This window comes from Chitinophaga niabensis (genome assembly GCF_039545795.1).
GTDB classification, from domain to species: domain Bacteria; phylum Bacteroidota; class Bacteroidia; order Chitinophagales; family Chitinophagaceae; genus Chitinophaga; species Chitinophaga niabensis_B.
In genome coordinates, this window is sequence record NZ_CP154260.1 from 5345629 (window position 1) to 5359950 (window position 14322).

The 14322-nt window shown below is 45.0% G+C and carries 17 protein-coding genes; 7 read left to right on the top strand and 10 right to left on the bottom strand.

All coding sequences use genetic code 11. The annotated features are described in order from the left end of the window. Positions 1 to 134 precede the first annotated feature (134 nt). Positions 135 to 1952, top strand: coding sequence for an alkaline phosphatase (locus AAHN97_RS21115; RefSeq protein ID WP_343304073.1), 1818 nt, complete (start codon positions 135 to 137; stop codon positions 1950 to 1952). Here the strand turns inward: AAHN97_RS21115 and AAHN97_RS21120 are convergent. From AAHN97_RS21120 to AAHN97_RS21130, 3 genes are read right to left on the bottom strand one after another with little or no spacing between them, the layout of a single operon-like run. Continuing rightward, positions 1939 to 2373 carry an SRPBCC family protein gene (locus AAHN97_RS21120; RefSeq protein ID WP_343304074.1) on the bottom strand — a complete coding sequence of 145 codons (435 nt, stop codon included), beginning with the start codon at positions 2371 to 2373 and terminating at the stop codon, positions 1939 to 1941. The genes AAHN97_RS21115 and AAHN97_RS21120 overlap by 14 nt on opposite strands. A 3-nt stretch (positions 2374 to 2376) precedes the next feature. After that, positions 2377 to 3150 (bottom strand): SRPBCC family protein, encoded by a 774-nt coding sequence (locus AAHN97_RS21125; protein ID WP_343304075.1) that lies wholly within the window; start codon positions 3148 to 3150, stop codon positions 2377 to 2379. Further along, positions 3137 to 3736, bottom strand: coding sequence for a helix-turn-helix domain-containing protein (locus AAHN97_RS21130; RefSeq protein WP_343304076.1), 600 nt, complete (start codon positions 3734 to 3736; stop codon positions 3137 to 3139). The genes AAHN97_RS21125 and AAHN97_RS21130 overlap by 14 nt, the downstream gene beginning before the upstream one ends. Before the next feature lie 133 nt (positions 3737 to 3869). Here AAHN97_RS21130 and AAHN97_RS21135 point away from each other — a divergent pair, with 133 nt between their 5' ends. Then, positions 3870 to 4346 (top strand): hypothetical protein, encoded by a 477-nt coding sequence (locus AAHN97_RS21135; protein ID WP_343304077.1) that lies wholly within the window; start codon positions 3870 to 3872, stop codon positions 4344 to 4346. A gap of 15 nt (positions 4347 to 4361) precedes the next feature. Here the strand turns inward: AAHN97_RS21135 and AAHN97_RS21140 are convergent, their stop codons facing one another. Both AAHN97_RS21140 and AAHN97_RS21145 read right to left on the bottom strand, forming a co-directional pair. Next, a complete protein-coding gene (locus AAHN97_RS21140; RefSeq protein WP_343304078.1) occupies positions 4362 to 4799 on the bottom strand; it encodes a carboxymuconolactone decarboxylase family protein in 438 nt (145 codons plus the stop codon). A 64-nt stretch (positions 4800 to 4863) separates the two neighbouring features. Next, on the bottom strand, positions 4864 to 5439 hold the full coding sequence (locus AAHN97_RS21145) for a Crp/Fnr family transcriptional regulator (RefSeq protein ID WP_343304079.1): 576 nt from the start codon (positions 5437 to 5439) through the stop codon (positions 4864 to 4866). Between the two features lie 97 nt (positions 5440 to 5536). Here AAHN97_RS21145 and AAHN97_RS21150 point away from each other — a divergent pair, with 97 nt between their 5' ends. The 4 genes from AAHN97_RS21150 to AAHN97_RS21165 all read left to right on the top strand — a co-directional run bounded on the left by AAHN97_RS21150 (position 5537) and on the right by AAHN97_RS21165 (position 8450). Next, positions 5537 to 6031, top strand: a complete 495-nt coding sequence (locus AAHN97_RS21150; RefSeq protein ID WP_343304080.1) for an RNA polymerase sigma factor — start codon at positions 5537 to 5539, stop codon at positions 6029 to 6031. 11 nt (positions 6032 to 6042) lie between these two features. Then, the gene (locus tag AAHN97_RS21155; RefSeq protein WP_343304081.1) at positions 6043 to 6690 is read left to right on the top strand and encodes a hypothetical protein; all 648 of its coding nucleotides are present in this window, start codon (positions 6043 to 6045) and stop codon (positions 6688 to 6690) included. Then, positions 6687 to 7307 (top strand): hypothetical protein, encoded by a 621-nt coding sequence (locus AAHN97_RS21160; protein WP_343304082.1) that lies wholly within the window; start codon positions 6687 to 6689, stop codon positions 7305 to 7307. Before AAHN97_RS21155 ends, AAHN97_RS21160 begins: the two co-directional genes overlap by 4 nt. Before the next feature lie 111 nt (positions 7308 to 7418). Then, entirely contained in the window at positions 7419 to 8450 is a 1032-nt protein-coding gene (locus AAHN97_RS21165) for a helix-turn-helix transcriptional regulator (protein ID WP_343304083.1), read from the top strand. Between the two features lie 268 nt (positions 8451 to 8718). Here the strand turns inward: AAHN97_RS21165 and AAHN97_RS21170 are convergent, their stop codons facing one another. The 5 genes from AAHN97_RS21170 to AAHN97_RS21190 all read right to left on the bottom strand — a co-directional run bounded on the left by AAHN97_RS21170 (position 8719) and on the right by AAHN97_RS21190 (position 13321). Beyond that, complete coding sequence (locus tag AAHN97_RS21170) at positions 8719 to 9657, bottom strand: alpha/beta hydrolase (protein ID WP_343304084.1); 939 nt, start codon at positions 9655 to 9657, stop codon at positions 8719 to 8721. Next, entirely contained in the window at positions 9651 to 10340 is a 690-nt protein-coding gene (locus tag AAHN97_RS21175; RefSeq protein WP_343304085.1) for a hypothetical protein, read from the bottom strand. The genes AAHN97_RS21170 and AAHN97_RS21175 overlap by 7 nt, the downstream gene beginning before the upstream one ends. Positions 10341 to 10343: 3 nt before the next feature. Then, positions 10344 to 10688, bottom strand: a complete 345-nt coding sequence (locus AAHN97_RS21180; protein ID WP_343304086.1) for a TfoX/Sxy family protein — start codon at positions 10686 to 10688, stop codon at positions 10344 to 10346. Positions 10689 to 10699: 11 nt separating this feature from the next. Then, positions 10700 to 12340 carry a glycoside hydrolase family 28 protein gene (locus AAHN97_RS21185; RefSeq protein WP_343304087.1) on the bottom strand — a complete coding sequence of 547 codons (1641 nt, stop codon included), beginning with the start codon at positions 12338 to 12340 and terminating at the stop codon, positions 10700 to 10702. 183 nt (positions 12341 to 12523) lie between these two features. Continuing rightward, positions 12524 to 13321, bottom strand: a complete 798-nt coding sequence (locus tag AAHN97_RS21190) for a dienelactone hydrolase family protein (protein ID WP_343304088.1) — start codon at positions 13319 to 13321, stop codon at positions 12524 to 12526. A gap of 64 nt (positions 13322 to 13385) precedes the next feature. Here AAHN97_RS21190 and AAHN97_RS21195 point away from each other — a divergent pair, with 64 nt between their 5' ends. After that, complete coding sequence (locus tag AAHN97_RS21195) at positions 13386 to 14252, top strand: alpha/beta hydrolase (RefSeq protein ID WP_343304089.1); 867 nt, start codon at positions 13386 to 13388, stop codon at positions 14250 to 14252. Positions 14253 to 14322: the final 70 nt, after the last annotated feature.

The following is a 14322-nucleotide window of genomic DNA, read 5'->3' on the forward strand; positions in this document are numbered from 1 at the left end:
AACTAAATGCAAAGTTCTTAAAAGATACCGGGCATAATGCCCGGTATCTTTTTTTATGGGCCAATGGCAATCCTTAACCAAAATATCTCACAGGGAACTCCCACCCTTTACCAGGAGTTTTTTACTTTTAAACCATGCATCGTTATATCTATACACTCGTTTGCCTTCTGGGCCTATGCTCTCCCGCCCTGGCACAATACACTACTTCCAATGCCCATTCTCATAACGACTATGAGCAGGCTAAACCGTTTAGCAATGCATTCGCACGGAACTTCGGCTCCATGGAAGCAGATGTTTTTGAACGGAACGGCCGGTTGTATGTGGCACATAACCAGAAAGACATAGACAGCAGCCGTACCCTGCAGGTATTGTACCTGCAACCACTGCAAAATATGATCCGCGCAAACAAAGGCATTTTTGCAACTCCTCCCCGCCAGCTTCAACTGCTCATAGATTTCAAAACAGCAGGAGAACCTACCATGCGCACATTGATCCAGGTATTAAGTGCATTCCCGGAGATCACAGCCAACCCGCAGGTAAAAATAGTTATCAGCGGAAGCCGTCCTGATCCAGCCTTATGGGAACAATATCCTCCCTATATTTTATTCGATGGAATACCCACTGCCAATTATACGCCCGCACAACTCCGCAGGGTATGGATGATCAGCGACAACTTCAGGAACTACACCCAATGGAACGGCAAAGGCGCCATCGTAAAAGAAGAGAAGCAACCGATCCAGGAAGTGATCAAAAAGGTACATGCCATGGGAAAGAAGTTCCGCTTCTGGGCTACGCCGGATAATATCAATACCTGGAAGACCATGATCAACCTGGGTGTGGATTATCTGAATACAGACAAAGTGGATTCTCTTGCAGATTACCTGGAGAAACGTACCAACGCACAATACAAAGGCACGGAAGCTTATCAGCTGTATACACCCACTTATCGCAACAATGATAAAAGATCGCAGGTAAAGAATGTAATACTGCTGATAGGAGATGGTATGGGGCTTGCGCAGATCTATGCAGGATATACGGGCAACTTCGGACAGCTGAACTTATTGCAGCTGCTGAATATCGGTTTCTCCAAAACTACTTCTGAAGACAGCTATATCACGGATTCCGCGGCAGGCGCTACCGCCATGGCTTCCGGAAAGAAAACCAATAACCGCCACGTAGGAGTAGATGCTACCGGCACCAGTTTACCAACTATCCCGGACCTCATTGCTCCATTAGGTATGAAAAGTGCCATCATCAGTTCCGGTGATATCACAGATGCTACACCAGGCGCATTCTTTGGCCACAACAAAGAACGTTACCAGATGGACAGCATTGCGTTGGGCATGCTGAAAAGTCCGGTTAACATCCTGATCGGCGCAGGTGCTCAACACTTTACGGGCATCAGCGGGCAACTGAAAAACAGGGGCTATAGTTACCACACCGATCTGAGTGCCCTGGAAACCATTACCAGCCAACAATTCATTGTGCTAAGCGATAGTGCAAAACGGAGCATTTACCAGGGACGTGGCAATTTTCTCAGCCGTTCACTGCGTAAATCCATGCGTACCTTATCCACCAATTTCTTTATTATGGAAGAAGGCGCACAAATAGACCTTGGTGGACACAACAACTCCGTTCCTTACCTCACCAGCGAAATGCTGGACTTTGATAAAGCAATCGGCGAAGCCCTTCAGTTTGCTGATACCAATGGTGAAACGCTGGTGATTGTTACAGCGGACCATGAAACCGGCGGCCTCAGTTTACTGGATGGTGATATTAAGAAAGGATATGTGGATGGTGCATTCAGCACAGGAGATCACAGTGGCATCATGGTTCCCGTATTTGCCTATGGCCCGCATTCGATGGATTTCAGAGGAGTGTATGAGAATACAGCCATCTTTGATAAGATCATGCGGGTGATCAAATTATATCATCCTGCTAAAAAACCCTGAGCTGATAAGGTGTTCCGGTCCCTGTTTCACAATAGTTCTTCAGGCTGAATAAGAACATGGCCCAGTTATAATTGCAAAAGCGAAAACATTCAGATACTTCTTTCCAATTGAGATGGCGGAATAGCACAGCTGTTCTGCCATTTTTTTCTGTCAGTTCAAATGAAACGGAAGTACCTGTCCATGCAGGTTCAGAATCTGCTGCAATGCATTCCCACACTACTTTTTCATTCTCCACCAGTTCCACCACTTTCATTTTAGTAGCATAGTTATCATTGAAATCAAATTGATTGATGAACCCTACTTCAGGCTGTACGATCAGTTGGGTAGTCCATGTAGCACCCAGGCCTTTTTCCGTGGTAATAACTTCATATACTGTTGCCGCAGGTACTTTGATGTATTGCATGTGTTCAATGTTTGCCATGGTTTATCGTATTAGTTGATGTAATTTTTCCTGCCATTGCTGCTGCACTTCCTTTATCTCTTTCTCCGGTACGCCATATGCACCGATCCATACCCAGATAGTATTATCTGCTCCCGGATAAAACCTTTCAATGCTAATGCGCAGCATGGCATTGTTCAAATGTTGCAATGTGCCGCAGAGGTCCTGCGGAGGATTATCGTATAACAGCCTGCCGTGATAAGTATCCCCAAGAGGGGTATTATAAGTATAATGATCATCCTTTACAGCAAGGCCTCCTGCCATGAGGATATCCCACAACGCCTGTTCAGTTTTTTTTGACGTGATCTCAGCTAATGCTACCACCCTGTTTTTCCCGGCATGGTTTTCCAGGTAATGTTTCAGGCTCAGTGATTCTGTTTGCCATCCACGCCTTACACCATCATAGAGATCATCCCAGCTTTTTTCTTCACCGAAACCGGAATGTACAATGCGCAATAGGGTATTACCTTTCTTTGCTTCCAGGAAAAACTCTACTGCCAGGCGTCTTTCCTGCTGACCAACAAGATGATGATGTTCTTTATCATATCCCCAACGCAGGTATTCATTTTCCTTTTGTTCTTCTATTTCCATATTCCAGTCTATTCCGCCACCCCATGTGAGCTTAACCTCTTCAGGAGATACCACCGCTTCCAATGGAAACCAGCGCTGCAATTCTTCCGGCTGTGTTAATGCTTTCCAGACAGCTTCAACCGGCGCCGATATTTCACGGCTCATTTCTGTGCTCCTACCTTTTTTCATGTGTTTGCTTTTTAAGTGTTGGATGAGAAAATATATGGAACTGATAAGACCGTCCATTAGGATCTTCTTCGTTCTGATACTTCACCGCCAGTTTGGCCACTGCTTTAGCCAGCTCTTCCGTGAACGCGTGCAATTGTTCAGGACTGGTAAACTTAACAGCTGTTTGCAATGTAAAAGTGGGTAGTTTCTTTTTTGCTTTCTGCGCACCGGTCTGTAAAATGGCCACTTCCTGTATCAGTTGTGTGGCAGCAGATAAGAGGTAAGCGGCAGAAAATTTATCCTGTACTTCTTCCGGATTGATCTTCGCGGTATTCAACACCACCATATAGGATTTGGAAGTGGCCCTTACCACGCGTTCCGTCATATTCCCTTTCCTTCTTTCTTCCACGAGTTCAACCAGTTCGTTCTTTTCCAGTTCGCGGAGGTGATAATTCAGCTGCTGCCGGGGCATATCCAGTATACGGGCCAGGCCGGCTGCAGAATTTGGCTCCCGGAGATGTTCCAGTATGCGGATACGCAAAGGGTTCATCATGGCCGCTGCTACCTGTGTATCCTGGATAAGATTGGAAGAAGATTGCGCTTTCATAAGATAAAGCTACACCGAAAAATTAATTTTTCAAGGAAATATTTCTTTTCTAGATAAGAGATTGTAATATTAGCGGGATTAGTTATATTGTATATGTCATCCACAGCAACTTTAGCTAACAAACACCTTATTTATGATCCCTGTTTTGAAAGTACAGCGGCCATTACCGGCAACTGTATTCATCGGATTAACCGTAGGTCTGCTGGATGGCGCAGCCGCGGTGATCAGTTCATTTGCAAGGTCCGGCGTTACGCCGGACAAAGTATTCAAATACATTTCGAGTGCCGTGCTTGGCAAAGCCGCTTATAGTGGTGGTGGAGAGATAGTTGCGCTGGGGGTGCTCCTGCATTTTGCAGTGGCATACATCTGGGGCCTGATCTTCTTTACAGCCTATCCGCGTGTGAGATTATTACAACAGAACAAATGGCTGGTGGGTTGTGCTTACGGGCTTTTTGTATGGCTCATGATGAACCTGGTAGTACTTCGTTTTACGCTGGTACCTAAGCTGAAGTTCAGCTGGGAAGGCGCAGCAATGGGCTGGGGTATCCATATGCTTTGCGTGGGCATTCCAATTGTACTGATCACACATTACTGGTACCGCAAGCCCTGATTGCTTCAGCAAATTTTATTCATTGGGGATCATATGCGTGCTCACCCCGATCCTGTTCCATGCATTAATCGTAATGATGGCCATGATCAACTGTGCGAGGTATTGTTCATCAAATAACTTCGCAGCACGTTCATATGTTTCGTCAGACACGCCTTGTGGGAGCAAGGTGACTTCTTCCGTCATGGCAAGGATGGCCTGTTCTTCTTCTGAAAACAGATCAGTTTCCCTCCAGTTGGTGAGCACGTAAAGGCGCTGTTCCGTTTCGCCGTGCTGACGAGCTTCGCGGGAATGGATATCCATGCAATAAGTGCAGCCGTTGATCTGGGAAGCGCGGACCTTGATCAGGTCTTTATGCAGTTTTTCGATCTTTGTGGTAGCCATATAATTCTCCAGCGCCATCATAGCTTTATAGATAGCCGGTTCAACTTCTTTAATGCGAATTCTTTTAGACATTTGCTTTGTTTTTTATTTTAGCACAAAGCTCCAACATCTTCATCACGCAAACAATTGAACTAGTTTAAGAAATTTTACCGGCCCTGATCTTACTCAGGAATTCAGGTGTGAAGCCCAGATAGGAAGCCAGCATATATTGAGGGATGCGCTGCACAAATTCCGGGAAGGACGTACTAAAGTGATGGTAACGTTCATAGCCCGATTGGGAGTAAATATATTTGATGCGCATATGCGCTGCGGCGAGGGCAATTTCCAGGATACTTCTGAAATAATGCTCCAGTTGTGGGATGGCAGCAAATAACGCATCCTGTTTATCTCTCTTTAGCACTCCAAGTATAGAGGGTTCCAGCGCCTGGATATAAAACATGGAAGGCACCTTTCTTTCCAGGCTGCTGTAATCTGTGATCCACCAGTTCTCAATGGCAAACAGGTGTACGTGTTCTGTATCTTTTTCTGTGATGAAATAAGAACGGCAGCAGCCTTTGATCACGAAATAATTCGCCTTGCAGACCTCTCCTTCTTTCAGCAGGAAGCCCTTTTTCTTTACTTCCAGTACTTCTATATATTCTGCCAATAAAGCCACTTCCTGTTCATCCAGGGATACGTATCTGCGGATATGATCTACTAAAGCCGAAATCATATTTCATTGATTTTCAATGCAAACATAATTATTTTTTCAGGATTGTGATTTTTCTGCTATCTCCGCGAATAATAGATGAAAGCTTTATCACCGATTTATGAAGAAACAGCCGGATAAAACTGCCTTCTTAGCCTTGATCCAGGAGAATAAGCGAATCATATACAAGATATGCAATTCTTACTGTCGTAATCAATACGACCGGGAGGATCTTGCGCAGGAGATCATTTATCAGCTCTGGCGTTCCGGTGAAAGCTTCCAGGCAGATCATAAGTTCTCCACCTGGATGTACCGGATAGCATTGAATACGGCGATCTCTTTTTACCGGAAAGAACAAAGTGCAGGCAAAACCGTGGAGCTTTCTGAGCAGGTATTAGCCATGAAAGAAGAAGGCGGTGAACTGGAAGAGAACATCCGGCAGATGCAACAATTCATCAATGACTTCAATGAGCTGGACAGGGCTTTAATACTCCTCTATTTAGAAAAAAAGAATCATAAAGAGATCGCAGAGATCCTGGGTATATCTGAATCCAATGTAGGAACAAAGATCAGCCGGATGAAAGAAAAACTGCGTCAAAGATTTTCAAATCACTAATCCTTGCTATTATGAAAGCAGATGAACTGGAAGATATCTGGCAGGCATATGATGAAAAATTAGCGCAATCCCTTGAGCTGAATATAAAAGTGCTGGAGAAAATAGAAGGGCAGAAAGTACACCGTTCATTCAATGCATTGATACGGTTCAAACTCTTCGCGATTATACTGGGCATTCCCTGGAACGCTTTCCTGTTATTCCTTTTGTATCATATGTGGTGGGAACCGTTTTTTGCCATTTCAGATGTGTTGCTGGTGATCATCAACACTTACGCAATGGTGGAATATACAAAGCAGATACGGGTGATCAAACGCATCAATTTCAGTAACGCCATTTCCGTAACACAGGAGCAGCTGACCTGGCTGCATATTTCCGCCATCCGCACATTCAGGATCATTTTCCTGCAACTGCCTCTATGGACGGTCTTTTATATCAAAATACCCATGCTCGCAGGTGCCGGCTGGTCTTACTGGATCATTCAATCACTGGTCACCCTCTTTTTCATTCTTATTACCATTTGGTTATACAGGAATATCACCGTGAAAAATGCAGGGTCTAAATGGGTGAAAGCATTGATCTGGGAAGATGGGGGGAAATCGATCGCGAAAGCAAACAAATTCATGCAGGAAATTGAAGATTTCAAAAAAGAAGTTTTATGAGGAACACATTACTCCGGTTTGATAAATTATTGCAGGTACAGCAACGCTGCCTGGATGCTATTGAATACGATCAGGCAAGAAAAGTATTAAACGCCTTACGCCGTTCCCGGGTGAAACAATTACTGGTACTGATCTTTTCCAATATCGTAACCATACATTTTACACTGGGGCATCTTTCCAATCTGCCGTTGGTGATCATGGCCGGCTTACTGGTATTGTTCAATGCGATGGGAATGGCAGGTACCATCTGGCAATTGCAGGTCCTGCAGCAACAGGAACATTGGGAAAACCTCCAGGGATCACAAAAGAGGACCGGACTACTGCAAACTGCGGTATTATTGCAGTCGTGGATGATCAGGGTACTCAGGATCCGGTTACTGGCCCTGCCGCTTTACAGTGTGTATGTAATGATCGGGCTTGCTTTTGCAAGTTGGAATTTAGCTACGGAACTCCTGGTCAGCATGGCTGCCATACTGCTACCAGTGGGCATCTGGCTGTTTTATAAGGTAAAGTATACCAACCTCCATATCAAATGGGTAGCGGGCTTAGTGAACAGGGCGGGACGGAAGTATTTACCGGAGCTGCTGGGTTTTAACCCATCAGTATCCGGTAGCTAAAAAATCATTAAATTACGTGACGTTATCAGCAGCCTTTTACAAAAATCACGCTCTACCTAGCTAATGGACCAACAATTTGAACCTGGCCAATCCCCAGAAAGCGCAGCCATCATGAAATTTGCCACTCCCCCGGGGGCGAAATTCACCATTTCGCATACCCTGCCGGAGGAATTAAGAACACCGGAGCATGAAGTGAAAGAAGCGGCTGTGGAAGTGACCAGCGGAGAGTTTGGGTACTATGTGACCCAGGAAATTGCAGATAAAATAGCCGGGCAATCCACAGAATTAAACTGGGTAGCAGGCTGGCTGGACTTTGTGATCACTAAACAAACCTTCCTTTATCCTGTTACCAAATTACCCCTGATAGCTTTGTATGCCGGGCTGGAAAACACTATTCCCTGTATCCTGCAAGGGATAGAACCTATTCCCCTGGTATTGGAAGAAGGCAAACTCGGCGTTTATTTTGTACCGCCGGATATAAAGAACGAGGCCACCTTTGCCCCGAAACATTACAAAGCTGTTTACTTCTCCTTTTCCAATGCCTACCTGGATAAATTTAAGGCGGAACACCCTCAGTTCCAGGCTGTTTATGATAAAAAACGGGATAGCGAAATGCAGGGGCAACGGATAGAACCCATAGACCTGAATGCCAACGACTATCATATCATTGAACTGCTCCGGACCTCTACATTACAGGGGGAAGCGCTGAAAAAATTATATGAGGCCTATACAAACCTGTTGCTGATAGGGTATTACCTGCGGCTCAGCGAAAGGGAAAAGCTGCCGGTTACCAAAACCCGGCAATACCATGAGGCCATCTCTATTGCCGTGCAGTATATTGACACGGCCTATAGTAACCCTAAATCTGTTCCGGAAATTGCCCGGCTGGTGTTTGTAAATGAAACCACGTTCCGTATATGGTTCAAGGATATCATGAAACGCAGTCCTGCTGAGTATATCCTGGACCAGAAGTTCCTGCATGTGGAAGAAGCATTGAAAGATCCCAGGCTGTCTGTGAACCAGATTGCGCATATGACGGGCTTTGCAGATGGAGAACACCTGAGCAAAATGTTCAAGAAAAGATATCATATTACCCCGGCTAAATTCCGCATGAGCCTCCCCGGTTATCCCAAAACAGCATAAAAAATTTCGCTTTCTCTCAAAAAAATTTTGAATTTGACCGGACTCCGTGTTAAAAAGCGGTGATATTCGCGGTTACAAGAAGATATTATTCCAATTTAACTCTTACCTCCATTTTAACTAGTAATTAGTAAGCACTCTCCAATTTAGCTTCTTACAAGAAATCGGTTTTGCTGCCCCCTAGGCGCAAAACCGAATTTTCGATTATAGATGTTCGTCGTTTTCTCGGTTTCTATCCTTTGTAGTGAAAGACAAATCCCTGCGCTCCAATTTAGTTGGTCATTAAAAACTGACTGGTGGCTGTATGCCATTCATTGCGGTATCGCTTTAAGTAATTTGTATGCCCTGCTTCTTTGAAGGTCACCAGTTGTTTTTTGCCTCTGAGGTTTTTGAACACATCGTCTATTTCCTGCCTGGCCACACGTTCATCTTTTTCTCCGTAGAATAAGAGCGTGGGCACTTTAACAGAGCGGGCATATTCTACTGGCTTGTGCGCAAAACCCCAGAAGCCGTTTTCCACGCCACCCCAGAACACGAGGAAACTGGTGAGTGGAAAAACAGGTACGCCTACTGCTCTGAAACGAGCAGCTGCAGCCTGGTACAATGTGGCGAAAGGACATTCAATGATAATTGCTTTAGGACTGATGGGGTAATCATGCATGGCTTTTAAGATAGCCGCTGCCCCTTGTGAAGTGCCGAAGAGGTAAATGTTTTTCTCTCCTATAGTCTGCAGGTGATCATATGCCGCCTTTACATCTCTTGCTTCTTTATAACCAATAGTGGTTTGATCTCCTCCGGAACCTCCCGAGCCCATAAAATCCACCAGCAGCGTGTTGTAACCCATGCCCAGGAATTCATCCGACTTATCCAGCATGGAAGACTTCTGCCCGCTGTAACCATGAAAGATGATCACGGTACCCTTGGGCTGAGGGGTTTTAATATACCAGCATTCTATCCGTTCATGGCTTTGCAGCTGAATTGTTTCAAAGGGTTGTGCAGGTGTTCTTTTATTAACAGGGCGTGGGTTATCTACACCAAAACAGATCGTTTTCATTTTGCCGGCAAATGATAGTTTGCGGGGATCTGTTTTAGGGGCTTTGGTATCTGTAAAATGGGTAAACTTATACGCGTGAAAAGCGGCGAAGATATTCACCAGCAGAAACAGCGTGAGTAACGCCCATCCTATTCGTTTTAATACCTTTTTTAACATCCTGATGCTAACTGAATTATTATTATTTTAGTAACGGTTCTACCGTCATCTTTACGTTTGCCGGAAACACGCAGAAGAAAAGTATCTCCAAATATTTCAAACGGCTCGTCTCTTATTGTTTTTGCGTTTTTGATGATTTCCAGCCATGCATCCTTTTCAGCACCGTCTATTGCCGCTTTTACCTCTTCCATTGTCACCTCAGGAAAAACACTGAGTTCTTCCAGGCTGTATGATCTGGTTACATAAGCACTATCTTCATTCATCAACAATTCCTCCCATCCTGTATAACCATATTTCCATTCGGAGAATTCATAATAGCTTTCTTCCCAGGAAATGGACAGCCGGGTCTGCGCCTGTTCTTCTACTTTGATGTCCGTCAACTGGCTTGATGTTATATAGATCCTGGCTTCTTCTATGGCTTCACCAGGCGCAGCTACACAATAAACGGTATCATTCTCGATCTCACCCTCCGAACTGGCCGCTAAAGGAGCCAGCACAATTTTAAATTCCGGGAAATTGATCCTTGTTGCTGTGTCTGCAGCTATAATTTCGACCTGATTTGTTAAAGTTTTAATCACTGTATCATCAGCAAGGATAACAGTACTGTCTTTTACGATGGCAGGAGCAGGTGAATTGTTACAGGCAGCCAAACAAAAGCCCGCCAGGATCATCAAATATTTCATAGGTCATTTCTTCTTTTTCGAAGACTTTGCAAACTTATTAAACTCCAGGGCTAAATTCACCCAGTAGGCCAATTGTTTTTTAGTTTTTAACACTTCTTCATCCACAAAGAAATACCCTTTCATCTCCCGTCCGTTATGTACCATGGGCCCTACACCTTCTTTTCCCACTATCTCTTCAAACATCACAGGATCTATTCTTACCATGATGCTGCTTTCCCTGACAGCCACGCACATTTTATCGTTCACCATAAAACAGAGGCCGCTGAACATTCGCTTTTCTTCCACATTTCCTTCTACAGCAGCAATCATTTCGCGTACCCGGTCGGCCATTTTTTCATTGAAAGCCATGAGGAATGGTTTTAGTCCCTCAATTTAACAATTTCCTTCCATGCGCCCGCCAAAGGAGTGTTTACTTTGGACAGGTCACCTCCGTCTATTTTTATATTCCTGTTAGCCGTTCCTTCCACCTGTAAGAATATTTTTGAAGGGTTTAATACGCGGGGGCTTTGGAATAATACATCCTGTACATCTATGCACCTTACCACCTCATTAATCCCTGTTACACCACAACCATTCAATGTAGCATCCTTTACATGGTCCAGTATCATAGCGGGACGAAGATCGGGTGTTTGCGTCTGCAGCCTTACATTGTTCAGGGTCAGTCCTTTGACGTTGCGGGCAAAAATACCATGGGCCGGTGGTACCCCTATCACATAATATTCGCTGGCGACTTTGGGTACATCTCTAACCGCAGCTTGTTCTGCAGTACCGCCACCGGGGAAAGTGATATGCACATCATCAAAAGAGATATTCTCCAGGAATCCCTCATCCATGCCGTTGAGGATAATGCAGGATAACATTTCTCCGGGGTTGTATTTACTATCCTGCAGTGATTCTGTCAGGGGCAAAGGTTTCACAACTGTTGCACGGACGTGGGAAAAGGAAATATTCTTCACAATACCCGGCTTCGGCAAAACTTCTCCCGGTTGGGGGCGTTGCGGACCAAGGCCAATGGAGATAGGACCCGTAACTCCCTGCATAACGATATTGGAGAAGGAGATGTTTTCGAAATGAGATAAATGATCACATCTCATTTTAATGGGGCAGCCATATGTTTCATAGATGAGACAGTTGGATACCGTTATATTTTCTGAATATCCTCCACCAAAGCGGAAAACAGACCATCTTGTACTGAAGGTACAATTGGTGATGGTCACATATTTATTACTGCCAAAAAGCGCACAGGCATCATCCTGGCACTTTACATCACAGTTACTGACGTGCACATGTTCACTACTGATAAAGTGGAACCCATCATTATTATGGATCACCCGGCTGTGGATGCGTACGCCATCCAGTTTCACCTCTTTGCAAACACAAACACGCACGGAATGATATGCACTATTGGTAAGAAAGATGTCTTTAACCGAGAGGTTTTTGCATTTATAGAAAAGGAGATGATGCGGACGTTTATTGCCACTGATGCCTGCAGGCGGGGTTTCTCCTTTTATGGCGCTTTTAAATAACACCCCCTGCCCGTCAATAGTGCCTTTGCCTTCAATGCTTACATTCTCTGCATTGGCGGCAAAGATGAGCCCCACGTTACCATCTCCCATCGTCCATTCTCCTTTTGTGGGTATCGCTTCGGCAGCATAATATTGTTTACCATCTCCCGTGCCCAATATCTTCCCTTGTGCAGCAATGTGCAGGGTAACGTTACTTTTTAATTCAAGGGTACCGGTAACAAATGTGCCTGGTGGAATAAGGACCATTCCTCCCTGGGCCTGTGCACAGGTGTTGATGGCAGACTGGATGGCTTTGGTATCCAGGGTTACACCATCACCCTGTGCACCAAAATCCCGCACATTATAAATACCGGAAGTAGGGGCTGCTTCAGGAGCAGGAGTGCCGAATACTTTAGTGCCTGTGGCAAAGATGGATGCAGTAGTGATAAAGCCCAGCCAGTTACGGCGGGACAGCATGTTATTGCTACTCGTCATAGTTTTCATTTTAAACGGGAATTATGCTAATATACTAAAACAAAAAATACCTTCTCCCAAATGAGAGAAGGTATTGACATCCTGGACTATCACAATCCAGTAAAGATTTTGTAAGCCAATCAGATATTTTCAGTAAGCCTAAACGACTGAAGCAAAAGTTGCGAAATAATCTTCACATGGCTGTTATTTATTCGTTATCGTCTGTTGAAAGAAACTGATCATATCCTTCCAGGAAGCGCTGTCTGCTTTTGCATTGTACAACACAGGCTCTTCATGATTAGTATGCGCCGGGTTTGTAAACCCATGCCTTGCACTATCGTATACTTTAAAAGTATAGCGCGCGCCGATGGAATCCATTTGTTTCCTGAACTTCGCTACTTCTTCCGGCGTTACGAAAGGATCATCTCCTCCCTGGCAAACCAGTATGTCTGCTTTTAAAAGATCTTTATTAGCAGGTGTGCCTACCAAAGTTCCATGAAAACTCACGATCGCTTTCAACGGAGTGCCCAGGCGAACACTATTCAGTAGCATACCGCCACCAAAACAATATCCCACCGCAGCAATATTATTGGTATCCACCTGCGGGTATGTTTTCACTTTGGCAATGGCTGCATCTATACGCCGCTGTGCCATGGGCGGGTTTTCGTAGAAAGGTAATGAATAGGATAAGGCACTGTCCTGATTGGGAGCGGTTTTACCATTTCCATAAATATCCACTGCCAGGGCTACATAACCCAGTTTGGCCAGTTCCCTAGCCCTGTATCTTGCATAATCATTGAGGCCATCCCATTCGTGCACAACCAGTACAGCAGGGCGGATGGAGTCTTTATCCTCATACACCAGGAAGCCATTCATTTGCACACCATCTCCCGTGTAGGTGATATTTTCTTCCTTTAGTTTCGTTTCTTCTTTTTCGGGTTGTTTAGCGGCATTGTTACATGCTGCAGTAGCGATCAGCAGTAGAAAGAGCAGGTGTTTCATGATGATGGATTTTTCAGTACTTTAAATTTACGACAGTTGGCATGATTTTTCTACATTTATGTCTATGAAGTACATTACCCTCATCCTGGCAGGATGGTTGTTTGTATCCTCCGCCTGCACAAAAAATGAAACCCCGGCGCCTCCTGCTTCAACGGAAGAAGCCAAAATGCTGAACATCTCCTATGGTGCAGATGCCCGCAACAAAATGGATGTTTATCTTCCAAAGAACAGAACTGCCGCCACGCCTTTTGTGATCCTTATTCATGGTGGGGCATGGACAGCAGGTAATAAAGAAGATATGCACGGGTTCCAGGACCTGCTGCTGACAAGGGGTTTCGCCAGTATGTCCATGAGCTACCGCTTTGTGAATGCCACGGTGCATTATGAGCAGTTAATGGAGGATGTGCACAAAGCAGTTACTTATTGCGCGTCCAAATCAGGGGAATGGAATACCCGCAGCACTAAGATCATCATCAGTGGCGCCAGTGCAGGAGGACATATGGCTTTACTTTACGGCTATAAATATGATACAGATAACAGGATCAGCGGCATCATTTCCTTGGCAGGGCCAACAGACCTTACGGACCTCCCCATGCTGAATTATGCTGCCAGTATTGGTCTTGGCGGAGTAATAAATGCCCTGGCCGGCGCTACTTATGTTCCAGGCCAGCCGCTGGATCCAAAATTTGCAGCGGCCAGTCCCTTGAAACAGGCTAAAAATATTCCCAGCCTGTTAATGCATGGAACAGTAGATATGACCGTTCCTTACAGCCAGGCAGAATTGCTGAAGAACCATTTAACACAGCTCGGCTACACCCACAAACTGGTAACTATTGCTGGTGCAGGGCATGACCTGGGACTCGCTGTACCGGCCAATCTCGTATTGGTTGAAGGCGAATTCAGGAACTGGGTGGAAACCTACAGCCGTTAGCTTTAATCCTTTTCGCATGGTTTAAAATCCGTTTCGGATAGCCGGGCCGTTTGCATCTTTCTGCAACTTT